This window comes from Nocardia brasiliensis (assembly GCF_011801125.1).
GTDB lineage: Bacteria > Actinomycetota > Actinomycetes > Mycobacteriales > Mycobacteriaceae > Nocardia > Nocardia brasiliensis_C.
This window is the reverse complement of sequence record NZ_CP046171.1, coordinates 1,138,865-1,164,544: the sequence shown is the minus strand read 5'-3', so window position 1 is coordinate 1,164,544 and position 25,680 is coordinate 1,138,865. Positions and strand designations below refer to the sequence as shown.

General features: G+C 69.6%; 26 protein-coding genes. 9 read left to right on the top strand and 17 right to left on the bottom strand.

Annotated features, from left to right (window positions below; translation table 11 throughout):
* Window positions 1-76 precede the first annotated feature (76 nt).
* Window positions 77-1,684 carry a PspC domain-containing protein gene (locus F5X71_RS05185; RefSeq protein WP_342803760.1) on the top strand — a complete coding sequence of 536 codons (1,608 nt, stop codon included), beginning with the start codon at window positions 77-79 and terminating at the stop codon, window positions 1,682-1,684.
* Entirely contained in the window at window positions 1,677-1,892 is a 216-nt protein-coding gene (locus tag F5X71_RS05180; protein ID WP_167460897.1) for a hypothetical protein, read from the top strand. The genes F5X71_RS05185 and F5X71_RS05180 overlap by 8 nt, the downstream gene beginning before the upstream one ends.
* A gap of 60 nt (window positions 1,893-1,952) precedes the next feature.
* On the opposite strand, the gene guaA is transcribed toward F5X71_RS05180, so the two are convergent.
* Complete coding sequence (gene guaA, locus F5X71_RS05175) at window positions 1,953-3,530, bottom strand: glutamine-hydrolyzing GMP synthase (protein ID WP_167460896.1); 1,578 nt, start codon at window positions 3,528-3,530, stop codon at window positions 1,953-1,955.
* Window positions 3,531-3,621: 91 nt separating this feature from the next.
* Window positions 3,622-3,792, bottom strand: a complete 171-nt coding sequence (locus F5X71_RS05170; RefSeq protein ID WP_167460895.1) for a hypothetical protein — start codon at window positions 3,790-3,792, stop codon at window positions 3,622-3,624.
* Window positions 3,793-3,878: 86 nt separating this feature from the next.
* On the opposite strand from F5X71_RS05170, the gene F5X71_RS05165 reads away from it, so the two are divergent.
* Entirely contained in the window at window positions 3,879-4,679 is an 801-nt protein-coding gene (locus tag F5X71_RS05165) for an alpha/beta fold hydrolase (RefSeq protein WP_167460894.1), read from the top strand.
* Window positions 4,680-4,718: 39 nt separating this feature from the next.
* Here F5X71_RS05165 and F5X71_RS05160 read toward each other — a convergent pair whose 3' ends face one another.
* Window positions 4,719-5,873: a GuaB3 family IMP dehydrogenase-related protein gene (locus tag F5X71_RS05160; RefSeq protein ID WP_167460893.1), complete on the bottom strand. Its 1,155-nt coding sequence runs from the start codon at window positions 5,871-5,873 to the stop codon at window positions 4,719-4,721.
* A gap of 259 nt (window positions 5,874-6,132) precedes the next feature.
* Window positions 6,133-7,677 (bottom strand): IMP dehydrogenase, encoded by a 1,545-nt coding sequence (guaB, locus tag F5X71_RS05155; protein ID WP_167460892.1) that lies wholly within the window; start codon window positions 7,675-7,677, stop codon window positions 6,133-6,135.
* A 304-nt stretch (window positions 7,678-7,981) separates the two neighbouring features.
* Between guaB and F5X71_RS05150 the strand changes: the two genes are divergently transcribed.
* On the top strand, window positions 7,982-8,395 hold the full coding sequence (locus F5X71_RS05150; protein WP_011207424.1) for a DUF5319 domain-containing protein: 414 nt from the start codon (window positions 7,982-7,984) through the stop codon (window positions 8,393-8,395).
* Window positions 8,396-8,631: 236 nt separating this feature from the next.
* Here F5X71_RS05150 and F5X71_RS05145 read toward each other — a convergent pair whose 3' ends face one another.
* The 3 genes from F5X71_RS05145 to F5X71_RS05135 all read right to left on the bottom strand — a co-directional run bounded on the left by F5X71_RS05145 (window position 8,632) and on the right by F5X71_RS05135 (window position 11,299).
* Window positions 8,632-9,693 carry an anti-sigma-D factor RsdA gene (locus tag F5X71_RS05145; protein WP_167460891.1) on the bottom strand — a complete coding sequence of 354 codons (1,062 nt, stop codon included), beginning with the start codon at window positions 9,691-9,693 and terminating at the stop codon, window positions 8,632-8,634.
* A complete protein-coding gene (locus F5X71_RS05140; RefSeq protein WP_167460890.1) occupies window positions 9,686-10,264 on the bottom strand; it encodes a sigma-70 family RNA polymerase sigma factor in 579 nt (192 codons plus the stop codon). The genes F5X71_RS05145 and F5X71_RS05140 overlap by 8 nt, the downstream gene beginning before the upstream one ends.
* A gap of 168 nt (window positions 10,265-10,432) precedes the next feature.
* Window positions 10,433-11,299, bottom strand: coding sequence for a hypothetical protein (locus tag F5X71_RS05135; protein WP_167460889.1), 867 nt, complete (start codon window positions 11,297-11,299; stop codon window positions 10,433-10,435).
* 625 nt (window positions 11,300-11,924) lie between these two features.
* Here F5X71_RS05135 and F5X71_RS05130 point away from each other — a divergent pair.
* The 3 genes from F5X71_RS05130 to F5X71_RS05120 all read left to right on the top strand — a co-directional run bounded on the left by F5X71_RS05130 (window position 11,925) and on the right by F5X71_RS05120 (window position 13,401).
* Complete coding sequence (locus F5X71_RS05130; protein ID WP_014981828.1) at window positions 11,925-12,218, top strand: WhiB family transcriptional regulator; 294 nt, start codon at window positions 11,925-11,927, stop codon at window positions 12,216-12,218.
* A 363-nt stretch (window positions 12,219-12,581) separates the two neighbouring features.
* On the top strand, window positions 12,582-13,157 hold the full coding sequence (locus tag F5X71_RS05125) for a sigma-70 family RNA polymerase sigma factor (protein ID WP_167460888.1): 576 nt from the start codon (window positions 12,582-12,584) through the stop codon (window positions 13,155-13,157).
* Between the two features lies 1 nt (window position 13,158).
* Window positions 13,159-13,401, top strand: coding sequence for an RskA family anti-sigma factor (locus F5X71_RS05120; RefSeq protein ID WP_167460887.1), 243 nt, complete (start codon window positions 13,159-13,161; stop codon window positions 13,399-13,401).
* A 76-nt stretch (window positions 13,402-13,477) separates the two neighbouring features.
* Here F5X71_RS05120 and groL read toward each other — a convergent pair whose 3' ends face one another.
* Both groL and groES read right to left on the bottom strand, forming a co-directional pair.
* Window positions 13,478-15,088: a chaperonin GroEL gene (gene groL / locus F5X71_RS05115; protein ID WP_167460886.1), complete on the bottom strand. Its 1,611-nt coding sequence runs from the start codon at window positions 15,086-15,088 to the stop codon at window positions 13,478-13,480.
* Window positions 15,089-15,219: 131 nt separating this feature from the next.
* The gene (groES, locus tag F5X71_RS05110; protein WP_014981824.1) at window positions 15,220-15,519 is read right to left on the bottom strand and encodes a co-chaperone GroES; all 300 of its coding nucleotides are present in this window, start codon (window positions 15,517-15,519) and stop codon (window positions 15,220-15,222) included.
* A gap of 828 nt (window positions 15,520-16,347) precedes the next feature.
* On the opposite strand from groES, the gene F5X71_RS05105 reads away from it, so the two are divergent.
* Window positions 16,348-17,880, top strand: coding sequence for an Hsp70 family protein (locus F5X71_RS05105; RefSeq protein WP_167460885.1), 1,533 nt, complete (start codon window positions 16,348-16,350; stop codon window positions 17,878-17,880).
* Window positions 17,881-17,891: 11 nt separating this feature from the next.
* Here F5X71_RS05105 and tsaD read toward each other — a convergent pair whose 3' ends face one another.
* The 7 genes from tsaD to F5X71_RS05070 form a co-directional block, all read right to left on the bottom strand.
* Window positions 17,892-18,935 carry a tRNA (adenosine(37)-N6)-threonylcarbamoyltransferase complex transferase subunit TsaD gene (gene tsaD, locus F5X71_RS05100; RefSeq protein WP_167460884.1) on the bottom strand — a complete coding sequence of 348 codons (1,044 nt, stop codon included), beginning with the start codon at window positions 18,933-18,935 and terminating at the stop codon, window positions 17,892-17,894.
* Complete coding sequence (gene rimI / locus F5X71_RS05095) at window positions 18,932-19,426, bottom strand: ribosomal protein S18-alanine N-acetyltransferase (RefSeq protein WP_167460883.1); 495 nt, start codon at window positions 19,424-19,426, stop codon at window positions 18,932-18,934. Before rimI ends, tsaD begins: the two co-directional genes overlap by 4 nt.
* 5 nt (window positions 19,427-19,431) lie before the next feature.
* Window positions 19,432-20,112, bottom strand: coding sequence for a tRNA (adenosine(37)-N6)-threonylcarbamoyltransferase complex dimerization subunit type 1 TsaB (gene tsaB, locus F5X71_RS05090; protein ID WP_167460882.1), 681 nt, complete (start codon window positions 20,110-20,112; stop codon window positions 19,432-19,434).
* 55 nt (window positions 20,113-20,167) lie between these two features.
* On the bottom strand, window positions 20,168-20,614 hold the full coding sequence (gene tsaE / locus F5X71_RS05085) for a tRNA (adenosine(37)-N6)-threonylcarbamoyltransferase complex ATPase subunit type 1 TsaE (RefSeq protein WP_167460881.1): 447 nt from the start codon (window positions 20,612-20,614) through the stop codon (window positions 20,168-20,170).
* Window positions 20,607-21,686 (bottom strand): alpha/beta fold hydrolase, encoded by a 1,080-nt coding sequence (locus tag F5X71_RS05080; protein ID WP_167460880.1) that lies wholly within the window; start codon window positions 21,684-21,686, stop codon window positions 20,607-20,609. The genes tsaE and F5X71_RS05080 overlap by 8 nt, the downstream gene beginning before the upstream one ends.
* Window positions 21,683-22,798: an alanine racemase gene (alr, locus tag F5X71_RS05075; protein ID WP_238815724.1), complete on the bottom strand. Its 1,116-nt coding sequence runs from the start codon at window positions 22,796-22,798 to the stop codon at window positions 21,683-21,685. The genes F5X71_RS05080 and alr overlap by 4 nt, the downstream gene beginning before the upstream one ends.
* Before the next feature lie 211 nt (window positions 22,799-23,009).
* Complete coding sequence (locus tag F5X71_RS05070; RefSeq protein WP_167460879.1) at window positions 23,010-24,479, bottom strand: NAD(P)H-hydrate dehydratase; 1,470 nt, start codon at window positions 24,477-24,479, stop codon at window positions 23,010-23,012.
* An 87-nt stretch (window positions 24,480-24,566) separates the two neighbouring features.
* On the opposite strand from F5X71_RS05070, the gene F5X71_RS05065 reads away from it, so the two are divergent.
* A complete protein-coding gene (locus F5X71_RS05065; protein WP_238815723.1) occupies window positions 24,567-24,995 on the top strand; it encodes a cupredoxin domain-containing protein in 429 nt (142 codons plus the stop codon).
* Window positions 24,996-25,050: 55 nt separating this feature from the next.
* Here F5X71_RS05065 and F5X71_RS05060 read toward each other — a convergent pair whose 3' ends face one another.
* Window positions 25,051-25,542, bottom strand: a complete 492-nt coding sequence (locus F5X71_RS05060) for a MarR family winged helix-turn-helix transcriptional regulator (protein WP_167460878.1) — start codon at window positions 25,540-25,542, stop codon at window positions 25,051-25,053.
* Window positions 25,543-25,680: the final 138 nt, after the last annotated feature.

Here is a 25,680-nt window from a genome sequence, read left to right as displayed (position 1 = left end):
GGTCCAAAGGATGGGGGGAATTATTCAGGGTTCCCCCCGATGTGCGGACGCGCTGGTCAGGCACAGTATGGGAACCATGACGAAAACGAGCTTCGGGGACCAGCTCCAGCACATGTGGCGCACTCGGCCGGTGCGGCTGCCTCGCCAGGGGCCGATCGCCGGCGTCGCGGCCGGCTTCGGCAGGCGATACAACGTCGACCCGGTGCTCGTTCGCGTGGCGTTCGTGGTGTCGGCGATCTTCGGCGGCTCCGGTGTCGTGCTCTACCTGCTGGCCTGGCTGTTGTGCAGCGAGGAGGGCGAGCAGGCCTCCGCGGCCGAGTCGCTGGTGGGGAAGGGCCACAGTTCCCAGTCGCAGACCAAGACCATCGTATTGATCGTCGCGCTCGCCATCGCGGTGAGCACGATGGGCCCGGTCGGGGTCGGGCTCGGCGGCTCCGGACTGATCAGCCTCGCGCTGATGCTCGCGGGCTGGTGGCTGCTCCACCTCCGCAATCCCACGGCACCGCCCGGCACCACCAGTGAGTTCAGCGGCCTGATGACCGAGGGCGGGATCACGGCCACCGGGTATCCCGGTGCGGCCTTCCCGCCGGGTGCGCCGCGCACCGCAGGCGCCGCGTATATGCCGCCGACCAGCGTGTACACGCCGTACACCAAGCTGCCCGACGCCTACGTCCCGGAACCTCCGGCCGCCGAAACCACACCGCCGCACCGGGATTCGGCCACTGCCGCCGGGTCGCCCAACGTCGAATCGCACAGCGTCGAAGCACCCGGCGCCGAATCACCCGGTGCCGCGCCGCATCCGGCCGAACAGCCCACAACGATCATCGGCCTCGAAAAGACCGAGACACCGGGCGAAGACGGCACCGTCGTGCTGCGCAAGCCGGTCGAACCGGCCGAGGAGATCCAGGACGCCGAGATCGTGCCCGACCACACGCCCGCACTGCACAAGGACGCACCCGCGCGGCCCGTCGACACCGGATCGCCCACCGGCGCAAGCAGATCCGCGATGCTCGACCGCCCGACCCCGCCTGCCTGGGATCCGCTCGGTGTCGCGCCGCTCGCCTGGGATCTACCCGAACCGACCCCGGTCCGCACCGTGGTCGCGCCGCCGCCGAAACGCCCGCGCTCCCGGCTGACCCCGGTGGTGATCGGCCTGGCCATCCTCGCCGCCGCGGGGGCCGGCGCACTGGCCGCCTCCGGCGTCGAATGGATGACGCCCGGCCGGATCGCCGCGGTGGCGCTGGCGGTGGTCGGCCTGGGCCTGGTGCTCGGCGCCTTCCTGCGCCGGGGCTACGGACTGCTGGTGCTGACCGCGCCGCTGGCCGGCTTCGTCCTGCTCGCCTCGGCGATCGGCCCGGTCGAATTCGATGGCACCGCGATGGGTGATCACCTGTGGACTCCCGCCTCGGTCGACCAGTTGGACGCGAAATACCGGATCAACATGGGCGCGGGCACACTCGACCTGCGGCAGCTGAATCTCACCGCGAACCGCACCGTCGAGATCAATGTCCGCATGGGCGACTTCCAGGTGCTGGTGCCCAACGGCATGACGGTGCGCACGAGTTGCGATGTGGCAATGGGTGAGTGCGTCAACGGCATCACCGGACCGAATACTCCCGACACCCCCGTACTCGACCTGAAGGCCGATGTCCGGGCCGGCTCTATGGCGGTGCACCGTGGCTGACAATTCCTCCAACCAGACCGAAACCAAGCGCGGCCCGTCCGCCTCGCTGCTCATCGTCGGCCTGCTGGCCCTCGGCGTGAGCGCCTGGGCGTTCATCGGTCCCGAGTCGTGGTCGAAAACCACCGGTGTACCACTGGGCTGGATCGTGGTACTCGCCGCCATCATCATCGGCGTCGTGCTGGTCGTCTCGCCCCGCAAACGACACTGACGACTCGAATAGAAAGGCCCTGTCCACGCGGACAGGGCCTTTCTGTCGTTCAGTGTGCGGTCACTCCCATTCGATGGTGCCCGGGGGCTTGCTGGTCACATCGAGGACTACTCGGTTGACCTCCGGTACCTCGTTGGTGATGCGGGTGGAGATCCGCTCGAGCACGTCGTAGGGCAGTCGGGTCCAGTCGGCGGTCATCGCGTCCTCGCTGGAGACCGGGCGCAGCACGATCGGGTGACCGTAGGTACGGCCGTCGCCCTGGACGCCGACGCTGCGCACGTCGGCGAGCAGCACCACCGGGCACTGCCAGATCTGCTTGTCGAGCCCGGCCGCGGTGAGTTCCTCCCGCGCGATGGCGTCGGCCTGCCGCAGTGTGGCAAGGCGATCGGGGGTCACCTCGCCGACGATCCGGATGGCGAGGCCGGGACCGGGGAACGGCTGCCTGCCGACGATCTCCTCCGGCAGGCCGAGCTCGCGACCGACCGCGCGCACCTCGTCCTTGAACAGCAGGCGCAGCGGCTCGACCAGCTCGAATTCCAGGTCGTCGGGCAGACCACCGACATTGTGGTGGCTCTTGATGTTCGCGGTGCCGGTGCCGCCGCCGGACTCCACCACGTCGGGATAGAGCGTGCCCTGCACCAGGAACTCGACCTTCGAGCCGGAGTCCGCGGCGTCGGCGCCCTGCTCGAGCACGACCTCGGACACCGCGTCCTCGAACGAACGAATGAACTCACGCCCGATGATCTTGCGCTTTTCCTCGGGGTCGGTGACGCCCTTCAACTCGCCGAGGAACTTGTCGACCGCGTCGACGGTGACCAGCTTGGCCCCGGTGGCGGCGACGAAATCCTGCTGCACCTGCTCGCGCTCCCCCGCGCGCAACAGGCCGTGATCGACGAACACACAGGTCAACCGGTCACCGATGGCACGCTGCACCAGCGCGGCGGCGACCGCGGAGTCGACACCGCCGGACAGACCGCAGATCGCGTGGCCGGTGCCGATCTGCTCGCGCACCGCGGCGACCAGCGAGTCGGCGATATTGGCGGGCGTCCAGGTAGCGGGGATGCCCGCGATCTCGTGCAGGAAGCGGCTGAGCACCTGCTGGCCGTGCGGGGAGTGCAGGACCTCCGGGTGGTACTGCACGCCGGCCAGGCGGCGGGCCCGATCCTCGAACGCGGCGACCGGTGCGCCCGCGGTGGTGCCGGTGACCTCGAACCCCTCGGGGGCGTCGGTGACCGCGTCGCCGTGGCTCATCCACACCGGCTGGATGGTGGGCAGGCCGCCGTGCAGCACACCGCCGTCGATGTTGAGCTCGGTGCGGCCGTACTCACGGGTGCCGGTGTGCGCGACCGTGCCGCCGAGCGCCTGCGCCATCGCCTGGAAGCCGTAGCAGATGCCGAACACCGGCAGGCCCAGATCGAACAGTCGCGCGTCCAATTGCGGTGCGCCCTCGGCATACACACTCGCCGGGCCGCCGGACAGGATCACGGCCAGCGGCTGGCGCTCCGCGATCTCCTCCACCGTGGTGGTGTGCGGGATCACCTCGGAGAACACACTCGATTCGCGGACCCGCCGAGCGATCAGCTGGGCGTACTGCGCGCCGAAGTCGACGACGAGGACCGGTCTCTGTGTTTGCGCCACCGGCACAGTTTAGTGAGCGGGTCGCACGCCCGAATCATCGGCACCGTGGTGCCGCCACCAGCACCGACGCGGGCGGTCTCGGCTACCGCGATCACGGCGCGGGCGTCGCGAAGCAGGCCGCGAGCGAACCGTCGGCATCGCCGACACGCGGCCGCGCCAACCGATCTCGCGTCGCCGCGCCGCCGAACCCGGCCGCCCGCAACGAAGTCCGGCGATCGAGGTCGGGGCCGCTCGAACCGGTACCCGCGCGCGATGTCGCCACCCGCCGCACCGACGAACTCCAGCAAGTAAATAGGCGACCCAGCAAATCGGCCCGCGAGCCGGTGCCCCGCTGGCTATCCTCGTGCAGTGCCATTCGCCCGCGCGATCGACGCCGACATCCACTACGAGGACAGCGGCGGGAGCGGCCCGGTGGTGCTGCTAGCACACGAATTCTTCATGGACCGGACCATGTTCGCGGCTCAGATGGCCGCGCTGGCACCGGAATTCCGCATCGTCTCCTGGGACGCCCGCGGCCACGGCCGCACCAGGGACGAGGGCCTGCCGTTCACCTACTGGACCGCCGCCCGCGACGCGCTCACCGTGCTCGACCACGTCGGCGCCGAACAGGCCGTGATCGGCGGCACCGCACAGGGCGGTTTCACCGCGCTGCGCACCGCGCTCATCGCGCCGGAGCGGGTCTCGGCGCTCATCCTGATCAGCACCGAGGCGAACGGCCCGACGCCGGAGCAGTCCGACGCCACCCAGAAGTTCCTCGCGCAGTGGTACGACGACGGCTCCCGCGAGCAGGCGGTGCACCAGCTCGCGTCCTGGCTGATCGGCAACGACAACTGGTACCGCACCATCTGGACCACGCGCTGGCTGCTGCGCGACTGTCAGGGCATCGAGATGGCCGCGGGCTGCCTGCTCAGCCGCGACTCGGTGCTGGACCGCCTCGCCGAGATCACCTGTCCCGCCTTGGTGATTCACGCCACCGACAGCGGCATCCCGCCCGACCGGGCCAAACAACTGACCCACGGCATCACCGGCTCGACCTACGTCGAGATCCCGGGCGCGCGCCTCGCGGTCACCATGACCCACCCCGACCCGGTGAACACCGCGATGCGCAGCTTCCTGCGCGAGCGTGTCGTCCCGAGCCTCGCCCGCTGAACGAGTCAGGGCGCGTACACGATCGGAGCACGGACCGGTTCAGCCGCGGACGCTGAGGCCGACCTTCTGGAATTCCTTGAGGTCGGAGTAGCCCGCCTTGGCCATCGAACGGCGCAGACCGCCAACGAGATTCAGCGAACCGAACGGGTCGTCGGAGGGGCCGAACAGCACCTGCTCGAGGCTGGGACGCAGCGCGTCGCCTGAGCCCTCCTCCAGTTCCCATTCGACGCCGAGCAGCGAGCCACGCGGCACCGAGGGGTGCGCGGCGGCCGAGGGCCAGTACCAGCCACGCCCCGGCGCCTCGGCGGCCACCGCGAGCGGCACGCCGAGCATGGCCGCGTCCGCGCCGCAGGCGATCGCCTTGGCCAACTGACCGGAGGTCTCGATATCGCCGTCGGCGATGACATGCACGTAGCGGCCGCCGGTCTCGTCGAGGTAGTCGCGCCGCGCGGCGGCGGCATCGGCGATCGCGGTGGCCATCGGCACGCCGATGCCGAGCACCTCACGGGTGGTGGTCGCGCCGGGGAACGAGCCATAGCCGACGATGACACCCGCCGCGCCGGTGCGCATCAGGTGCAGCGCGGTCCGATGATCGCTCACGCCGCCCGCTACCACGGGCACGTCCAGTTCGGCGATGAAGGTCTTGAGGTTCAACGGTTCACCGTCACCGACGTGTTCGGCGGAGATGATGGTGCCGTGCACGACAAGCAGGTCGACCCCGGCCTGCACCAGCGCGGGCGTCAACGCGCGCGCGTTCTGCGGGCTCACCCGCACCGCGACGGTCACCCCGGCCGCACGCACCTGCGCGACCGCGGCCGCGAGCAGCTCCGGCTGCATGGGCGCGGCGTGCAGCTCCTGCAGCAGCGAGACCGCCCGCTCGTAGCCGCCCTTGCCGACCAGCTCGAGCAGCTGCTCGATCTTTCCCGCGACGTCGGCGTGCCTGGCCCACAGGCCCTCACCGTTGATGACGCCGAGCCCGCCGAGCCTGCCGAGCTCGATGGCGAACTCCGGCGAGACCAGCGCGTCGGTCGGATGCGCGAGGAACGGGATCTCGAAGCGGTAGGCGTCGAGCTGCCAGGACAGCGACACCTGCTTCGACGAGCGGGTCCGGCGCGAGGGGACGATATCGATATCGTCCAGCTCGTAGGTACGCCGGGCGGTCCGGCCCATGCCGATCTCGACCATGTCGCGCACGTCAGTACTCCTTGCTGTGTTGGTTTGCCGCGCCTGCGGCACGGCGTGTTCGCGGCCCGGGTTGTCTCCCGTCCGAGCTGTCCGCACGCGCGCCGACGGCGCGTTTACGACACCTCGGACGTGCGGCAGTCCGCGAACGGCGCTCGCAGAACTCGCGCCTCAGGTGTTCACCGCTGACCGAGCGGGTGGGACGTCCCCGCCCGGCTCGACCGGCTCCATCATGCCCGGACCGCGCGGTCCGATCCTCGGACTCGCGCGGCTAGCCGCGACCAGTGTAGTTAGGGGCCTCGACGGTCATCGTGATGTCGTGCGGGTGGCTCTCCTTCAGGCCTGCCGCGGTGATCTGCACGAACTGAGCCTGCTGCAGATGCGCGATGGACTGCGAGCCGGTGTAGCCCATGGCCGCCCGCAGACCGCCGACGAGCTGGTGAATCACCTGGTTCACCGGTCCGCGGAACGGCACCCGGCCCTCGATGCCCTCGGGCACCAGCTTGTCCTCGGCGAGCACGTCGTCCTGGAAGTAGCGGTCCTTCGAGAAGGACTTCGCCTGGCCGCGGCCCTGCATCGCGCCGAGCGAGCCCATGCCGCGATAGCTCTTGAACTGCTTGCCGCCCACCAGGATCAGCTCACCCGGCGATTCGGCGGTGCCGGCCAGCAGCGAGCCGAGCATCACGGTGGACGCGCCTGCGGCGATGGCCTTGGCGATATCGCCGGAGAACTGGATGCCGCCGTCGGCGATCACCGGCACACCGGCGGGCTTGCACGCGGCCACGGCCTCGAGGATCGCGGTGATCTGCGGCGCGCCGACCCCGGCGACCACGCGGGTGGTGCAGATCGAGCCGGGACCGACGCCGACCTTCACCGCGTCCGCGCCCGCCTCGACCAGCGCCGCCGCGCCCGCCCTGGTGGCCACGTTGCCGCCGACGACCTGGATCCGGTCGCCGACCTCGGCCTTGACCTTGGTGACCATCTGCAGCACCTGCGCCTGATGGCCGTGCGCGGTATCGACGATCAACACGTCGACGCCCGCGTCGGCCAGCGTCATGGCCCGCGACCAGGCATCCTCGCCGACGCCGACCGCGGCGCCGACCAGCAGGCGGCCGTCGCGGTCCTTGGTGGCGTTCGGGTATTGATCGGTCTTGACGAAGTCCTTGACCGTGATGAGCCCGCGCAGTCTGCCGTTGCCGTCCACGATGGGCAGCTTCTCGATCTTGTGCCTGCGCAGCAGGCCGAGCGCGGCCTCCGCGGTGACGCCCTCCTGCGCGGTGATCAATGGCGCCTTGGTCATCACCTCTTCGACCCTGCGGTTCTGATCGACCTCGAACCGCATGTCACGGTTGGTGATGATGCCCACAAGGGAACCGGTCTCGTCCACCACCGGCAGGCCGGAGATGCGGAACCGGGCGCACATGGCGTCGACCTCGGCGAGAGTGTCGGACGGGCGGCAGGTCACCGGGTCGGTCACCATGCCCGCCTCGGACCGCTTCACCGTTTCCACCTGCGCGGCCTGATCGGCCGCGGCGAGGTTGCGGTGCAGCACGCCCATGCCGCCGGCGCGGGCCATCGAGATGGCCATCCGCGCCTCGGTCACCGTGTCCATCGCCGAACTCACCAGCGGGGTCCGCAGCCGGATCTCCCTGGTCAGCTGGCTGGAGGTCTCCACAGAGCTGGGGATGAGATCCGAGGCGGCGGGCAGCAACAGCACATCGTCGAATGTGAGGCCGAGCATGGCGATCTTGTTCGGATCGTCACCACCCGTAGATGGGCGGACAGCAGTACGTTCGCCCGATACGGGATTACTCATTCGGATCGACCCCTCCTGGACGTCGACAGCGAGCGGCGCCGGGGTCACCGGCGTCGTGCGCAGCTGATGGGATGGACAAGTAGCTCCGGACATCGTGTCGGGTGCTCGCCGGAGCCTGACACCATGGTATCTGTCCCGCAAACTCGCCGACCAAGTGAGCCCACCGGGGCCCGACGGGGCAGGGAAGCCGACCCAGGACAGGCGGTCGCCGGGGGCCGACCGGGACCGGCGATGGGCAGGCATCGGCGAAACTTGCGGCCCACATCGCTGGCGCAGACCACCCTGTTCTGCGTACCGTGGGGATGTGCGTGACCATCTACCACCTGGCTTGCCGCCGGATCCCTTCGCCGGAGACCCCTCCGACCCGTCCGCCGCGCTCGATGCCATCGAGCCCGGTGAGCCGCTGGATCCCCACGAGCGCCTTGCGGTCGAGGAGGATCTCGCTGATCTCGCCGTCTACGAGGCCCTACTAGCGCACCGCGGTATCCGCGGACTCGTGGTCAGCTGCGAAGACTGTCGGCAGGACCACTACCACGACTGGGACATGTTGCGCGCCAACCTGCTTCAGCTACTGGTGGACGGCACGGTGCGTCCGCACGAGCCCGCCTACGACCCGACGCCGGAAGCGTACGTCACCTGGGATTACTGCCGGGGCTACGCGGATGCGTCGATGAACGAGGCGTTCCACGGCGACGGCTTCGACGGTTTCGACAGCTGAGCGTTTCGCCCCGCCAGTCGAGCGTTTCGACGGCCGCGCCTCGTCCCTGACATCCGGACGCGTTCACTTCCTGGCGCGCGATTCAGTGCCGTGTGGCGCTGTGATTTTCGCCGCAGCGAGTCGCGCCGCACACGGCGGCACGGCATCCGAAAAGACAGAAAACCGACCACCATTTCGGTAATCGGTTCATGTCTTGTTCGTTTGTGGTCGTTGGACAGCTGGTACCGAGTCGGTTTTCAGCTCGTGCTCGGCAAACCCGACCCGGACGGCACGACGAACGTGCTACCCGAATTACCCTGCGCCGGCGGCTTGGTCGGCACGCCTTCGTCCGGATCGACGGTCGGATCGCCCACCGCTGGCCCGGACACCGTGGTGGGTGTCGCAGGCTGGGTGGTCGTATCGACCGGCGGCGGTGTCGTGGTCACCGGCGGCGGGGTGGTCGGTTTGTCGTTGGTCGGCGGCTCGTTCGGCTCGGTCGGCCTGTCCGACGGGTCGCTCGGCTTGGTCTGCATGATCGTGGCATCCGGCGTGGTGTGCACCGGCGGCACCGGCTTGGTCGGCTTGACCCCGCTGGTCGGCGTCGGCGTCACCGGATCGGAGGTGCCGTTGTTCAGCTGGTCGGCCAGTACCGGGCTGACCTTGGCCAGCTCCGCGACGAGCCGGTTCCACTCCTCCATCGCCTGGGTGTGCTTCTTCGGGTCACTGATCTGCCCGGCATTCTCCTTGGCCGCCGCCAAGCGCTGCTTGGCCGCGACGGGATCCTGGCTGACCAGCTTGCCCGCCTCGCTCAGATCGCTGTCGGTGCGCTGCACCACGGTGCTCTGCGCCTGCTCGCTGAACACGACCTCTTTGACCCGCCACAGCGGATCACCCGGTTCGGCGTTGTAGGAGAACGCCGTCATACCGCCGAAGACCAGGGCGAGTGCCGCCGCGGCCCCGAGGAGCGGGCGAACCAGCCGTAGTCGACTGCCGGTCTGGGCCCCTAGCCGTACCTGACGCGCACCGATCTCCTGATTGACCGCGGCAACGATCGCGTCCAGATCGGGTGCGTCGGCCATCGGCGGAGCGATGAGCTCCGCGCGCCAATCCGCGAGCAAAGCCGCGAGCTGATACTCCTCCGCGCTCTCGGTGCGCACCTCGCCATCGCTGGCGATGGCATCGATCAGAGCATCGTCGCGGCGCACCGCGGCGATATCGACCGGGCCGGTGTCCCCTGACGCGTCGGCGTAGGGACCGCTATCTCGCGATCCAAGCCGCGCTTTCCAGTCGCCCCGACCGCGCTCGCCATCCCTAGCCATACAATTCACCTGCCCTCGCCACTTGAGACTTGAGTTTCGCGAGTGCCCTGTGCTGAGCCACTCGTATCGCGCCCGCCGTACTGCCCACGGCGACTGCGGTTTCTTCGGCTGACAAACCCATGACCAATCGCAGGATCAGGATCTCTCGATGTTTCTCGGGGAGCGTCGCGAGCAGACGGTTCATCTGCCTGCTCGTCTCCGATTCGAGAGCTCGTTGTTCCGGACCATGGTCGGTGGATATGACATCTGGTACTTCGGCCATCGCCTCCGCCTTGTTACGGGCGGCGTTGCGGTGGGCGTCGGCAACCTTGTGCGAAGCGATTCCGTATACGAAGGCCATGAAGGGCCTGCCCTGGTCTTGATACCTGGGCAAGGCGGTCATCACGGCCAAACAGACCTCCTGCGCAACGTCGTCCGCGGAGAGCTGCCCACGCTCCGCGGCTCCGATCCGCGCGCGGCAGTAGCGCACCACCAGCGGGCGGATCATCTCCAGTACCTGAGCTAAAGCGGATCTGTCGCCCTGCGCAGCGGCAGCGACGGCGAGGTCCAACTCTTCGCCCGTGTTCGTCATCGTCAGAGAGATTCCTGGCGTTACAAGTGGCACGGTCGGTGTTGACCGGTGCTTCCGCCGAAGCGGCGGAACGGAACTAACAATAGCGACACAGGGCTCGGAACAAGGCAACTGGGAGCGCATGCGCGCACGAATCGCGCGTGCCCGCACGCTCGCGGTTCCCGAACCTCATCCCGCGCTCATCGGGCGGAACCGCCCGCCACGTCGGGCGATGGTCGCCGCGCAGTCCTCGGCCTCGGCGGCGGCGCCCGGGACCGCGAGGCCGGCGCGCAGCATCGCGCTCGCCCAGCGCAGCGGCAGCAGACCGTGCTCACGACATTGCGCGCCGACCTGTTCGGCCAGCGCGCGCGAGCGGTCGTGCTCACCCGCTGCGGCGGCGGCCGCCGCGACCAGGAGCCGGGACTTGACCTGGTGTCGCACCGAGGGGCCGCGCTCGGCGAGTTCGAGCGCGGCCGCGGCCAGCTCGCCCGCCTGCGCGGCCAGGCCCGCGGCCAGCGCGGTTTCGGCGCCGACCCAGTGCCTGCGCACGGCGGGCCGCCAGCCGAGTTCGCCCGCGCCCAGCACGCGGTCCACCCGGTCCAGCAGCCGCCAGGACAGCGCGAGGCGGCCGGTACCGAGCGCGTCCGCGGCGAGACCGGTCAGCGCGTCGCAGATCGCGTCGGCCGCCGTAAAGGGATAGCGAGCCGGGTCCGCCGCCGCACGGTCCCCCAGCGCCAGGGCCGAGACCAGTGCGGCCGCGCGACCGTCGTAGGCGGCGGCGCGGGCGTGCCAGCCCAGCTGGCGCAGCAGCGAACCCTCGGTGCTCGCGGCCAGCGAAAGCATCACCGGATCGGCGCTGTTGCCGCCGATAATTCGCAATTGCGCGCGCGCCGCCGCATAACGTCCCTGTCCGCCGAGAATCACCGCCCGATACCACGAAGCGAGCGCGCCGGGCGCGGTCGGCAACTCGGCAGCGGCATGACCGGGTCGGGCGCCGAACGCACCGTCGACGAGGGCCTCGATTCGGGGATCTCCGAGCGGAGCGGGCACGAACACCGCCGAACTGTATCCCGGCCGCCCACCGCGCCATGACCGGGAGAAAGACCGGAAACGACCAACCGGCTACCGCACAGCATTTACGAGGACTATGTCATGTTTCCGCCAGGTAAATCTCGTCACGGCATTCCAGGGACGGGCAAGATCGGAATTCACGCGCGTTTCGCGCAATTTACCTGGATGCCCCATTTTCGCCATCTCGGCGCCGCGCGCCGCGGCGGCCGCCGCGGGCCATCGTGACCGCCCCCACACCGCCCACGGTCAGCTCTGAACGGTTCAGATCTCCAGAAACTGCGCCCTACCTGCGGAAATGGTTCCAGATCACGGGCAGCAGCGAGCCATGAGCCTCTGGTCAACCGATCAGTATCTCCGGAACCAATGCGAAAAGTAAACAGCTCAGAGGTTAAATTTCGCAGCCTAAGATTTGGAAAACTGCTGCGCCGAACTATTGACGGAATTTCGCGGCTGGACCTAACGTAGCTCATCGCCACAGTCGGCGCCGCGCGAAATTGCAGCGACCGCAACGGGCAGCACAGGGGCACTCGCCGACACAGCGCCGTGGCCTACAACTTTGCAGAACAACTGCTCGACAACGCTGACGAGCTCGCACCACGAGGAGTTCACCATGCCCATGCCCACCCACCTCCCCGGGCCGAACGCCGATGTCTGGGATTGGCAGATGCGAGGGTCCTGCCGTGGGCAGGACTCGGCCGTGTTCTTCCACCCCGACGGCGAACGTGGCCGTGCTCGTACCGCGCGCGAGATGCGCGCCAAGGAGATCTGCCGGGCCTGCCCCGTGCTGATGCAGTGCCGCAGTCACGCCCTCAAGGTCAGCGAGCCCTACGGCATCTGGGGCGGCATGTCCGAGACCGAACGCGAGATGCACGCACGGCGCAATCGCCGCCGCATGGCGGTCTGATCCAAAAAATTTCCCATCCATGTGGCGCGGCGCGCCGAATCCCTAGCAAACAACCGGCAGGCGATATGCGGCCACCGCTGCTGCGCCGCCGGAGCCAAAGGCCAGAAGCCAAATAACCTGACGAGCCCTGCGTTTCGCGCTCAACTTCAGCGTGTCACGGCGTGTCTCCGCTTGAGACACTCCGGCGTGTCGAAGTTTTCCGCAAAGTCGCTGGGCCACAGGCGGTTTGCCGACACCCCAGTCGAAGGGAGGTCATAGCGGCCCGCTACGGTGGTGACCGATGACACAGAATGGAGCGTTGTGACAACGCGGCAGCCGGCCGCAGAGGGCGACTCGTTCCGAAGAGATGCCTTCCCACCCGGTGTGGATTCTGCGGTTACGGCCCGCGCCGCCGAAAGTATCGAGCTCGCCGCCCTGCTGGCCAGGTGCGGTCAAGCCGACCAGGAAGCCTTCGCCGAGCTATACGACCGGACGTCCGCGCGCGTCTTCGGTCTGGTGCTGCGCGTCCTACACGACCCCGGATACGCCGAGGAGACGACCCAAGAGGTCTATCTACAGATCTGGCGCACCGCCGCCAGTTTCGACCCCGACAAGGGTTCGGCCGTCACGTGGTTGATGACGCTGGCACATCGGCGAGCCGTCGACCGGGTGCGCGCCGAGCAGGCGCACACCCAACGCGAGGTCGCCTACGGGATCCGGGTGCTCGGTAACGAATTCGACGAAGTGACCGAAGAGGTAGAGCGAAGGCTCGAACAACAGGCTGTCCTCGACGGTCTCGCGACCTTGACCGAGACCCAGCGGGAAGCCATCTCGCTCGCCTACTACGGCGGGCGAACCTATGCGGAGGTAGCCCACTACCTTGGCGTAGGGTTACCGACCGTTAAGTCCCGAATTCGGGACGGATTGACACGACTCAAAAGAAGTTTGGGGGTGACGTGAGATGAACGAACGCCAGGTCGATCTCGCGCACACCGTCGCGCTCGGATCGATCGACGACGAAGACCACCACGAGGTGCAGGAACTGCTCGACACCGAGGACCCCGCCCTACGCGCGGAGTTCATCACTGAGATCCGGCGCACGCGAGAGGCCCTCTCGACGCTCGCCACCGTTACGGCCAGCCAACCGCCCGCAGCGTTGCGGAGTCGGTTGCTCGCCGCCATCGCGGCCGATAGCCGCTCATAACCCACGCTATGACCTAAAAACGAAGGCCCCCGGACCGATGTCCGAGGGCCTTCTCCGGTTTCCGCCGCGGGTCAGCTCAGTGGCTGTGCCCGTGGTGGCTGTGCTCCGGCGCCTCTTCGGCAGGCTTGTCCACGACCGCGCTCTCGGTGGTCAGGATCATCCGCGCGACCGAGGCCGCGTTCACCACGGCCGAGCGGGTCACCTTCACCGGGTCGACGACACCGTCGGTCACCAGGTCGCCGTAGCTGAGGGTGGCGGCGTTGAAGCCCTCCTTGCCCTCGGCGACCTTGCTGACCACCACGGCACCATCCACGCCCGCGTTGGTGGCGATCCAGAACAGCGGGGCCGACAGCGCGGTCCGCACCACCTCGACACCGACCGCCTCGTCGCCGGACAGCGAGTCACGCAGTTCGCCGAGCTTGGTCGAGGCCTGCACCAGCGCGGAGCCGCCACCGGGCACGATGCCCTCCTCGACGGCGGCCTTCGCCGCGCTCACCGCGTCCTCGACGCGGTACTTGCGCTCCTTGAGCGCCGTCTCGGTGGCCGCACCGACCTTGATGACCGCGACGCCGCCGGACAGCTTCGCCAGCCGCTCCTCGAGCTTCTCGCGATCCCAGTCGGAGTCGGTGGCCTCGATCTCCCGGCGCAGCTGCGCGCTGCGCGCGGAGATGTCCTCGGCGGTGCCCGCACCGTCGATGATGGTGGTGTCGTCCTTGGTGACGACGACCCGGCGTGCCTTGCCGAGCACGTCGAGGCCCGCCTCGCGCAGCGTGATGCCCAGGTCCGGGTTGATCACGGTGCCCGCGGTGACCACGGCCAGGTCGTCCAGGAACGCCTTGCGCCGGTCGCCGAAGAACGGCGCCTTCACCGCGACGGCCTTGATCGTCTTGCGGATCGAGTTGACCACCAGGGTGGACAGCGCCTCGCCCTCGACGTCCTCGGCGATGATCAGCACCGGCTTGCCGGACTCGGCGACCTTCTCCAGCAGCGGCAGGAAGTCGGGCAGCGAGCTGACCTTCTCCCGGTGCAGCAGGACGTAGGCGTCCTCCAGCACGGCCTGCTGGGCGTCGACGTCGGTGACGAAGTACGGCGACAGGTAGCCCTTGTCGAACTGCACGCCCTCGGTGACGACCAGCTCGGTCTGCAGCGTCGAGGACTCCTCGACGGTGACCACGCCGTCCTTGCCGACGACGGTCAGCGCCTTGCCGACCATCTCGCCGATCTCCTCGTCCCGCGAGGAAACCGTGGCGACCTGCGCGATCGCCTTCTCGCCGGAGACCGGGGTGGCCGCGGCCAGCAGCGCATCGGCGACCGTGTCGGCGGCCTTGGCGATGCCGGCGCCGAGCGAGATCGGATTCGCGCCCGCGGCAACGTTCTTCAGGCCGGCCCGGACCAGCGCCTGGGCCAGCACGGTGGCGGTGGTGGTGCCGTCGCCCGCGACATCGTTGGTCTTGGTGGCGACGCTCTTGACCAGCTGTGCGCCGAGGTTCTCGAACGGGTCCTCGAGGTCGATCTCGCGCGCGATGGTGACACCGTCGTTGGTCACGGTCGGGCCGCCGAAGGCCTTCGCGAGCACGACGTGGCGGCCACGCGGGCCGAGGGTGACCTTGACGGCGTCGGCGAGCTTGTCGACGCCGCGTTCCAGAGCCCGGCGAGCGTGCTCGTCGAACTCGATCTGCTTTGCCATAAGTCCTATTCCTTGGATTCCAGGGCTTGAGATGCCATTGCCCCGGCCCCGCTCAGCGGAACCGGGGCAATAGCACGACTAGATCCGGGCGGTCGGGTGGCAGCGGACCGTCACCACCGCGCGGAGCGCGGTCACTTGGTGACGACGGCCAGCACGTCGCGCGCCGACAGGATGAGGTACTCCTCGCCCTGGTACTTGATCTCGGTGCCGCCGTACTTGCTGTAGATGACGGTGTCACCCTCCTTGACGTCGACCGGGATGCGGTCACCCTTGTCGGTGACGCGGCCTTCGCCGACGGCGATGACGGTGCCCTCCTGCGGCTTTTCCTTCGCCGTGTCGGGGATGACCAGGCCGGAGGCCGTCGTCGTCTCGGCCTCGTTGGCCTGGACGAGGATCTTGTCCTCGAGCGGCTTGATGTTCACGCTCGCCACGTTGAGCCCTCCACTTTCAGGGGATTACCGGAACTGTTGTTCCGGACCATCGGTATCTGTATCGGTCACAGGTTCTTTCGAGCGACCTGCAAACAGTCGCAAGCGGTAGCCGACCCTGCGCTCAGCCCCGTCGTCGCGGGTGCCGGGACCCCTGCTCAGTGGTCGAAACTGCCTGGCACAAGTACAGAGCACCGAGCGGACGAGAGTCCGGCCGGGCACGTCACACAGTGCCGACTAGCACTCTATACATGAGAGTGCCAGCGCTCAAGGCCGGGCGGTGCCAATTTCGGATCACATCGCAGCCCAGGCGGTCGCGACACGCCCAACACACGCTGGCGGGGGTTCCAAATAGATCCAGAAATCTGTAACGTTCGGATAACGGATTGTGACACTATTGACGACGGTCGCTGTCCGACCACTGTGTTCGTCCCGAACCAGTGCCGTCGGAGACCAGGGGTCGTCAACAGCAGTCACGCCGTCACGGCACTCGGCTTCACCGAATACCTCAGCGGCACCGAACAGTTCAGCGGCACCGAGCAGTTCCACGGCACCGACGCCCGGAGCCGACGAACCACCCGGCACCGAGGAACACCAGCGTCACCAGAACTACGTCTCATCGAGAGCTGCACCAGAGAGCTAGCCACACGTGATCCATCGCCGGTCCCCGCGACCCAACCGGACAACGGGGCCGACCGGATCTCGGAGTCCGAACCGCGCGTCGACCACGACGATTCGGCAGTCCAACGAGATGGTCGGCGACAACGAGTTGCTTGTGAAAGCGAATACCGAGCCGCACCCGATCATCCGCTCGAAGGGAGGTGAATGAACATGCGAACATCCCTCGGCATCTCCGCCGGGTCCGAGGTCGTGTGCTCGGCACTGGTCGCCACCGCCTCGAACGGGGCGCAGAGCTTCGATTACCGGGTCGTCTCCGCCGACGCGGCGCACTCCGACCTCGGCGACCTGGTCGCCTCCTCGATCGAGTTGATGACCAACCAGCTGCCGAGCACCCAGCTGGCCCACGAGGTCGACTATCCCGTCGGCGCCCGCTTCGGCGGCGCGAGCCCACGCTACCTCGACGTACCGACCAGCAGGCCACCCACCAGCGTCGCCGTCGCCTACCGGACCAAGGAGCAGGCGCAGGCGATCCGCTCGGCCACCGGCAAGCAGCGCGAACTCCGACTGGTTCCCGAGGGCACCGCGGCACTCACCTACCTGCGGCACACCGGGCTGCTCGACCGCTACGAGACCGTCGCCATCATCGACCTCGGCGCCAGCGGGCTCACCGTCACCGTTGCCGACCAGGCCGACGCCACCACGCTTCGGTCCGAGCGCACCGGCGCGATCAGCGGCAACGCCATCGACGACCTGATCTATCACCACCTGGTCGACCTGCACTACGCCCGGCGCGGTACCCGGCCCAACCGCGGCATGCTGACCAACCGCGGCCGCGCGGCCAAGGAGCACCTGTCCATCGCGCCCGCCGTCACCATCGACCACGTCGCGGGACAGCCGCTCAAACTGACCAGGGCGGACTTCGAAGAGCTCATCGCCGATCTGCTCCGCGAGACCGCGGTCTTCGCGGCCGCGGTGTTCGCCAGGGCGCCCAAGTTCCCGGAGGCGGTCGCGGTGATCGGCGGCGGCGCCAACATCCCCGCCGTCGTGGACACCCTCGCGCGCCAGCTCGACGTCCCGGTGTTCACCGTGGAAGATCCCGATGCGGTGATCGCGAAAGGCGCCGCGCTGGTTGCCGATTCGGTTCAGCCGTCGGTGATCCCGCTGGCCGCGCTCGGCAGCGACGCACCGGTCGGCACGTTCACCAAGGTGGTCGGCACGCTGGCCGGAGCGATCGTGGTGGTCGGGTTGATCATCGGCTATGGCGTGAAGACCTTCGCCCCCACCTCCGACGACGAGGTCTCCCCCGCGGGCACCACCAGCAGCGCCTCCCAGCTGCCGCCCGCGCCGAGCGTCGCCCCGCCGACCACGACGGGCACCACCACCAGCGGACGCAACCAGGAGAGCACCAACCACCCGACCGACGGCAATCTGCCCTCGATCACCCAGGATCGCGGTCAGCCGTCGAGCGCGCCGGGCCCCTCTGTCGTGCCGCCCACCCTGCGGCCGGACCCGAACCTGCCGGTCATCCCGTTCCCCGAGCTACTCGGCCCGCTGTTCGGCACTCCGCCGGGCGGCTCCTCTGGGCAGGACACGGACAAGCCGGGAACCACTGCGCCCAGCCAGGTTCCGCCCACCGGCCAGCGCCAGGCCCCGGCCCGGACCGAGGTGCCGATCATCCCCCGCTCCAACTCCGGCTCCGCCCACCCGGGCGCGAGCACCATCGCCCCCACCCACTCGGACTGAGCCCGACCGCGTCAGCTGACGCGGCTGGTCGAGACCGGGAGGCCGGGGTCGGTGGCGACGGTGAGGGCCGATGGCGCGGCCCCGCCCGCGATGATGTGGGCGCCGAGGGCGGCGATCATGACGCCGTTGTCGGTGCACAGCCGGGGTTTCGGCACGCGAAGGGTCAATCCGGCGGCGGCGCAACGCTGTTCGGCCATCGATCGAATCCGGGAGTTGGCGGTGGCGCCACCGCCGAGCACCAGCGTGTCCACGCCGACGTCCTGGGCCGCGCGCACCGCCTTCATGGTGAGCACGTCGGCGACCGCCTCCTGGAACGACGCGGCGATATCCGGGATGGGCAGGTCCGCGGCGGTCAGGCCGCTACGCTGGGCGGCCTCCACGTGGCGGGCGACGGCGGTCTTGAGGCCGGAGAAGGAGAAGTCGTAGCGCGCGTCGCGCGGGCCGGTCATGCCGCGCGGGAAGGCGATCGCCGTCGGGTCGCCTTGCGCGGCAGCGGCGTCCAGCGCCGGGCCGCCGGGGAAGCCGAGGCCGAGCAGCCGGGCTACCTTGTCGAAGGCCTCGCCCGCCGCGTCGTCGACGGTGCTGCCCAGCTCGACGATCGGTTCGGCCAGGTCGGTCACGTGCAACAGGTGGGTGTGCCCGCCGGACACGAGCAGCGCGACGCACGGCGGCATCGGGCCGTGCTCGAGCGTGTCCACCGCGACGTGTCCACCGAGATGGTTCAGCGCGTAGAACGGCACATCCCACGCCGCCGCATAGGCTTTCGCCGCCGCGACACCGACCAGCAGCGCACCGGCGAGGCCGGGGCCGATGGTCACGGCCAGCGCGTCGGGCTTGGCGATGCCCGCGGCGGCCAGCGCGCGGCGCATGGCGGGCACGATCGCTTCCAGATGCGCGCGGGACGCGATCTCGGGCACCACGCCGCCGAAGCGGGCATGCTGATCGACGCTGGAGGCGACCTCGTCGGCGAGCAGCTCGCAGCTGCCGTCGGCGTGCCTGCGCACGATGCCGACTCCGGTTTCGTCGCAGGAGCTCTCGATGCCCATGATGATCACGACAGCACCTCGTCCGGCAGGGGCAGCGCGCTCAGCGCGGGCCTGCGCATGGTGTAGGCGTCGGCGCCGCTCGGGTGGTAGTAGTTCTTGCGCAGGCCGATGATGTGGAATCCGTGCTTGGCGTACAGCGCGATCGCGGGATCGTTGTCGGTGCGCACCTCGAGGAAGACCGGCCCGCCGCGCTCGCCCGCCACGTCGAGCAGCGCCTCCAGCAGCCGGGTGCCGATGCCCGAGCGCAGACAGTTCGGGTCGACGCCGATGGTGTGCACCTCGGCCTCGGGGTGTTCGGCATCACCGAGCAGCGCGATGCCGGCGTAGCCGACCATTCGCCCGTCGTCGGCGCGCGCGGTGATGTAGTGGTTGTGCGCGGCGGCCAGCTCCGACTGGAACGAGACGGCGGGCCAGGGGTCGTCCTCCGGGAACAGCAGCTGTTCCAGCTCGACGCAGCGCTCGATGTCCGCGACGACCATCGGTTCGATCCGGATGTCCATCGGGTTCACGCTCCCGTCCGGTCGAGGGTGCGGTAGCTCTGCTCGACGGCGTCGGGCCTGCGCAGATACAGCGGCACCAGCGGGTCGGGCACCGCACGCGCGAGCACGTCGGCCGCGGCGACGCCGGCCAGCCCGGCCGGGGACGGCGTCTCCACCGGCAGCACGGGTAGGTCGAAGAAGTCGACATGCGAGGCCGATCCGGCGATCACCGTGGCCTGTGCGAGATCGACCTCCCCCGGCTTGGCCACCTCCGGTCCCGCGACGCGCACGCCGTCGCGGTAGCGCGCCCAGTAGACCTCGCGGCGGCGCGCGTCGGTGACGACGAGCAGTTCGCTGTCCGGGGTCAGGTCGGCGGCGGCGGCCGCGGCGATGGCGTCGAGGCTGCACACCCCGTAGACGGGCAGGCCGAGCGCGTCACCGAACGCGGCGGCGGTCGCCATGCCGACCCGCAGCCCGGTGAAGGGGCCCGGCCCGATACCGACCACGACCGCGGCCAGGTCGGTCCTGGAACGGCCTGCCTCGGTGAGACATTCGAGGATCTGCGGCGTGAGCACCTCCGCGTGCGCACGCGCATCGACCCGCACACGGGAGGCGATCGTGCGCGGCCGGATCGGTGTTGCCTGCTCCAGTTCCACCAATCCCGCGGTCACGGCGGGTGTCGCGGTGTCGACACTTAATACCAGCATGATTGACCCAACGATACCGGGTGGTAGCTGCCGCCGGTGCGGAGCTACCGGGTAGTTAATCCACCCATTCCCATACGGCGGTGCGCACGTCCGAATCCGGTTCGCGCGAGAGCTGCACCCGCAGATGCCGGTCGGTCAGGTGCTCGACGACGCCGCGGCCCCACTCGACCACGACCACCGCCTGACGCAGATCGGTGTCGAGGTCGAGCGCGTCCAGTTCGTCCAGATCGCCGCCGAGCCGGTAGGCGTCCACGTGCACCAGCGGCACCGCGCCGACCTGCGCACCCGCCCGATGCTGGCGGGCGATGATGAAGGTCGGCGAACTCACCCGGCCCTGCACCCCGAGCCCCGCCGCGATGCCGCGGGTGAGCGCCGTCTTGCCCGCGCCGAGCGGTCCGTCCAGCACGACCAGATCGCCCGCGCCGAGCCCGGCGGCCAGCTCCCGGCCGAGCGCCTCGGTGTCGTCCACCGTAGGCAGCGTGCGCTGTTGAGGCTCAGCCACTGGTCACCTCCGACGGGCTCGGTTCCAGTACACCGGCGCGCACCAGCAATCGATCGAGCGCGTCGTTGACGATGTCCGGGAATTGCAGATGCGCCATGTGCGCGGCCTGCCGCAGATGAATCAGCTCACTGCCCTTCAGTTCTCGCGCGAGCGCCCGTGAGTTGCGGAACGGGATCACCAGATCGTGCGAACCACCGATGATCAGCACCGGCAGGTGCGCCAGCGTGGGCAGCGCCGCCGACTCGTCGTGCAACTCGATGGCCTTCAGGAATTTCACGATGGTATCGACCGGGGTGTCGTCGATCATCATCGTGGTGAACCGGGACAGCGTCGGGCTCACCGGTCCGTGGAACGAGCTGACGTGCAGGATCGGCGTGATCACGTGCCGCGTCGTGGCCCGGCCCGCCTGCACCAGCGCCGGCGCGGTGGCGACGGCCATCCGGAAGCCGTCGATGGCTGGATTGCGCAGCAGCTGGGTGAGCCCCGCGGCGGTGACCTCGGCCGCCGCGGTGGACAGCAGGGCGATCCCGATCACGCGTTCGGCGAACAACTCCGGGAACTGCGCCGCGGCCGCGAGCACCGCCATCCCGCCCAGCGAATGGCCGACCAGCACCACCGGCCCCTCGGGTGCGGTGGCCGCGAGCACCGCGGCGAGGTCGCGGCCGAGCTGGGAGACGGTGCAGCGCTCGGTCGCCGACGTGCCGGAGCGGCCGTGCCCGCGCAGATCGAACAGCACCAGCCGAGCCCTTGCGCCCCAGCGCTTTTCGAGGTCGCGGCGCTGGAAGTGGAACGACTCCATGGTGTTGCAGAAGCCGTGCACGAAGATCACGGTCACCGGTGCGTCCGCCGGGCCGCACTCGCGGGTGGCCAGGCGCACACCGTCCTCGGTGCACACGCTGCCCGCGCGATCCTCGTCGATGAGCGCGAAGTTCTCATCGCGATATTCGTCACGGCGGGCGGGCCAGAGCACCCGCGCACCGGCGCGGCGCAGGGCATGCGCACCGGCCAGCGCGGCGACCACGCCCGCGGTGGCGATACCGCCGCGGACCGCGGCGACCCGCCGCCGTCTCACCGGCCACCGCCTACGTAGCGGCGAACCGACCGGCCGCGCGGCGAACACACCACCTCGTAGTGAATGGTGTCGAGCAGTTCCGCCCATTCCTGCGCGCGCGGTTCGCCGGGGCCGCCGCCGAACAGGACGGCGGTATCGCCCGCCACCACGCCCGCGGCGTTGTCACCGAGGTCGACGACGAACTGGTCCATGCAGATCCGGCCGACGCTCGGCCTGCGCGCGCCGCCCAGCCACACCTCGAATCGTCCACTGAGCGAACGGAATACACCGTCGGCGTAGCCCACCGGGATCAGCGCCACCGTGGTGTCGCGCGGTGCGTGCCAGGTGTGCCCGTAGGAGACGCCCTCCCCCGCGGCGACCTGCTTGACCAGGGCGACGCGCGCCTGGAACGTCATCGCCGGGCGCAGCCCGAAGTCCTCGGCGACCGGACTGTGCCCGTACATCGCGATGCCGGGACGAACCAGATCGAACGCGAGATCGGGCCGGGTCAGCGTGGCAGGCGAGTTGGCCAGGTGCACCAGTTCCGGTTCCAGGCCGTGTTCCTTGGCGAGGGCGATCGCTTCCAGGAAACGGTCGCGCTGCATGTCGTTGACCGGGTGCGCGGGTTCGTCGGCGTTCGCGAGGTGGGAGAAGATCGCCCGGAACCGCACCGCCCGCGCGTCCACCAGGGTCCGCAGTTCCGCCAGTGCCTGCGGGTATTCGATCGGCGACAACCCGTTGCGGTTGAGGCCGGTGTCGACCTTGAGCGAGACCGTCGCGGTCCGGCCGGTCTGCTCGGTCGCCGCGGCCACCGCGCGCAGGTGGCCGAGCGAGCACACGCCGATCTCGACGTCGGCGCCGATCGCGGCGCCGAAGTCGGCGTCGGAGTTGTTGAGCCAGCTCAGGATCGGCGCGGTGATCCCCGCCTCGCGCAACTGCACCGCCTCGGCGATCGTGGTGACGCCGAGTTCGGCGGCCCCCGCGGCCAGCGCCGCCTTGCCGACCTCGACCGCGCCGTGGTTGTAGCCGTCGGCTTTGACGACCGCCATCACGGCGGCGTCGCCCGCATGCTCGCGCAGGATCCGCACGTTGTGCGCGATGGCGTCGAGATCGACGACCGTCTCCACTTGCACTGTTCCGCCTCTCCGGAAGTTCAGGCGCCACCTGCGTGGCCTCGGCGACCGGCGGTGACGTGGGCCGGGCCGGCAGAGCGCGACCGGCGAGTCATCTCCGTACTCCCGAAATAAAGTTGTCACCGGTGTTCGGCATGAGTCTATCGAGCGGGAATGACCTGGTGGCGCGGGTGGGCATCGAGGTGTTGCGGGGCACAGCACCGCACGCGGCCTATGACGACGGGTGCGCGGACCGTTCCGCGACGTCGGCGAACGCGCGCAAGGTGCCGATCGCCGCGCGGACGTGGTCGAGCAGGGGTGTCGCCGAGATCGGGGCGCAGACCGAGTGGCCTTCCTGGGCAGCGAGGTTGGCCGCCAACGCGTGCACCCGGGCCGCGGCAGCCGCGGACCAGGCCGGCTCGCGGCCCGCGGCGAGCAGGGCGCCGAGGATGCCGGCGAGCAGATCGCCCGCGCCGGCCGTCGCGGCCCAGGACGCACCGGCCTCGTTGACCAGCACCGGCGCGCCCGGCGCGGCCACCAGGGTGGCGCGGCCTTTCAACAGGACGGTGACCTGCCAGTCCGCGGCGAGCGCACGGACCGCGCCGACCCGATCCGGACCGACCTCGTGCCCGGCGAGACGGGCGAATTCGCCTGCGTGCGGTGTCAATACCGTCGGCGCGGTGCGGCCGCGCACCAGCTCGGGCGCGGCGGCCAGCATGGTCAGACCGTCGGCATCGACGACGACCGGCAGGTCGGTGGCGAGGATCTCGGCGAGCCGATCGCGGGCCGCGGCGTCGGTGCCGGCGCCCGGACCGAACACCCAGGACTGCACCCGCCCTGCCGCCGAGACCTCCTGGGTGGCAATGACTTCCGGGAACCTCGCGAGCACGTCCGCGGCGCCCGTGCCGGCATAGCGGACCATGCCCGAGGTCGCCGCGACCGCAGCGCCGGTGCACAGCACCGCGGCGCCCGGGTAGCTCGCGCTGCCCGCACACACGCCGGTCACGCCCTGGGTGTACTTGTCGTCGGTCGCCGCGGGCACCGGCCAGCAGGCCCCGATCGACGCGGGTTCCAGCGCCGCCAGATTCGGTCCGGGTAGTTGTAACCCGATGGGCACCAACTCGATTCGCCCGCAGTACGGCGCGGCCAGCGCGTGCACCGGCTTGTACGCGCCGAAGGCCACCGTGACGTCGGCGCGCACGGCAGGGCCGGTGACCGCGCCGGTATCCGGGTCGACACCGCTCGGCAGGTCCGCGGCGACGATCGGGACACGCAGTGCCGCAACGAGTTCGGCGGCCTCGGGGCGCAGCGGGCCGCGACCGGAGATGCCGACGACGCCGTCGACCACCAGATCGGGCCTGCCGACGTCGGTGCGCACCCGCCCACCGGCTTTACGCAGTGCCGCAAGCCCTTTCGCGTGCGCCCTGGCCGGATTCAACAGCACCGCGGCCACCTCGACACCGCGGCGGCGCAGCATCGAACCGGCCCACAGGGCATCACCGCCGTTGTCGCCGGAGCCGACGAGCAGGGTCACCGCGCGTCCGGCGACCCCGCCGGTGCGCGCCCGCAACTCCCCCGCGACGACCGTGGCCAGTCCATACGCCGCGCGCCGCATGGGCACACCATCCGCGACGCGCGTGAACAACTCGGCCTCTGCCGCGCGCACTTCGTCCGCCGTGAAATAGCCCCGCTGCGTGGACATGAGCGATCCTCCACTGGGTTGTTCGATCCCGCTGAACGTCCGGCTGCCGCGCGGACCCGCACCGACAGCAGACTACGCTTGGCCATCATGCCAATGGTCACGCGTCGCGCACGGTCCACGCAGGTCGCCGCCGGAGTGGTGGCGCTGACCGCGCTGCTCGTCACGGGTTGCGGCGGCGGCGATTCGAGCCAGGCCGGCACGACCACGACGCGACCCGCGCACCCGGCGACCACCACCCAGCCCGCGGGCGAGACGAAGCCGGCCGCCGTCACCGTCGACGTGCGCGACATGGAGTTCACGCCCGCCGAGGTGACCGTCAAGGCCGGCGACACGGTCACCTGGCATTTCACCGACAAGGCCCCGCACACCGTGCAGGGCATCGGCGACAAGGCGATGGGCATCAACAGCCCGATCATCGACAAGGGCGACTGGAGCTACACCTTCACCGTGCCCGGCACCTACCGCTATCTGTGCTCCCTGCACCCGGAAATGCGCGGGACCGTCACGGTGCAGTAGTGCCCGCCCGGCTCGCCACCGGATTCCGCCTGCGGCGAGCCGAACACATCGCGGGTCAGACGGGTCGATAGGCGCGGGTGCGCGGACCGTGTGCCGAGGTCGTGTTGAGTGCTTCTACCGCGGCGACCAAAGGCGCCAGTTCCGGATCGGCCGCGGCCTGTCCGAGCGCGTTCGCGAGGGCGTCGTCGTGGGTGGGACGCGCCTGCTCGAGCAGCGCGAGACCCGCCGGGGTGACGTCGGTGTAGATGCCGCGGCGGTCGTCGGGGCACAGGTAGCGCTGGAGCAGGCCGCGATCCTCGAGCCGGGTGACCAGCCGGGTCGTCGCGCTCTGGCTCAGCACCACCGCCTCGGCGACCTGATTCATCCGTAGGTGACCGCCGGGGCCGTCGTGCTGCCTGCTCAACACCACCAGCAGGGAGTACTCGCGGACGCTCAGGTCGTGGCCGGATTGCAGGGCGCGTTCGATGTGCGCCTCGATCCGATCGTGCAGCAGCGACAGTGCGTACCAGCCATCGGCCAAGCCGGTCAGGGCGGTATCCGCGGTCATGATCGTCCTTCCGCGTAGGGAGTGTCCCTCCAGGATAGATGAAGATCGCAATATCCAGCGCTTGCAATTAGAAAGCGTATGCAATTATTGTTGGCGCTTGCAAAGCCCTAGCGCAATCTCATCTGGAGGCTCTCGCTC

Excerpts from the sequence above, each read along its gene's own strand:
- F5X71_RS05185 (WP_342803760.1), top strand. The coding sequence starts at position 77 with ATGACGAAAACGAGCTTCGGGGACCAGCTCCAGCACATGTGGCGCACT.
- guaB (WP_167460892.1), bottom strand. The coding sequence starts at position 7,677 with ATGAGTAATCCCGTATCGGGCGAACGTACTGCTGTCCGCCCATCTACG.
- F5X71_RS05145 (WP_167460891.1), bottom strand. The coding sequence starts at position 9,693 with ATGGCTAGGGATGGCGAGCGCGGTCGGGGCGACTGGAAAGCGCGGCTT.
- F5X71_RS05140 (WP_167460890.1), bottom strand. The coding sequence starts at position 10,264 with ATGACGAACACGGGCGAAGAGTTGGACCTCGCCGTCGCTGCCGCTGCG.
- F5X71_RS05130 (WP_014981828.1), top strand. The coding sequence starts at position 11,925 with ATGCCCATGCCCACCCACCTCCCCGGGCCGAACGCCGATGTCTGGGAT.
- F5X71_RS05120 (WP_167460887.1), top strand. The coding sequence starts at position 13,159 with ATGAACGAACGCCAGGTCGATCTCGCGCACACCGTCGCGCTCGGATCG.
- groL (WP_167460886.1), bottom strand. The coding sequence starts at position 15,088 with ATGGCAAAGCAGATCGAGTTCGACGAGCACGCTCGCCGGGCTCTGGAA.
- F5X71_RS05105 (WP_167460885.1), top strand. The coding sequence starts at position 16,348 with ATGCGAACATCCCTCGGCATCTCCGCCGGGTCCGAGGTCGTGTGCTCG.
- rimI (WP_167460883.1), bottom strand. The coding sequence starts at position 19,426 with ATGGACATCCGGATCGAACCGATGGTCGTCGCGGACATCGAGCGCTGC.
- tsaB (WP_167460882.1), bottom strand. The coding sequence starts at position 20,112 with ATGCTGGTATTAAGTGTCGACACCGCGACACCCGCCGTGACCGCGGGA.
- F5X71_RS05070 (WP_167460879.1), bottom strand. The coding sequence starts at position 24,479 with ATGTCCACGCAGCGGGGCTATTTCACGGCGGACGAAGTGCGCGCGGCA.
- F5X71_RS05065 (WP_238815723.1), top strand. The coding sequence starts at position 24,567 with ATGCCAATGGTCACGCGTCGCGCACGGTCCACGCAGGTCGCCGCCGGA.
- F5X71_RS05060 (WP_167460878.1), bottom strand. The coding sequence starts at position 25,542 with ATGACCGCGGATACCGCCCTGACCGGCTTGGCCGATGGCTGGTACGCA.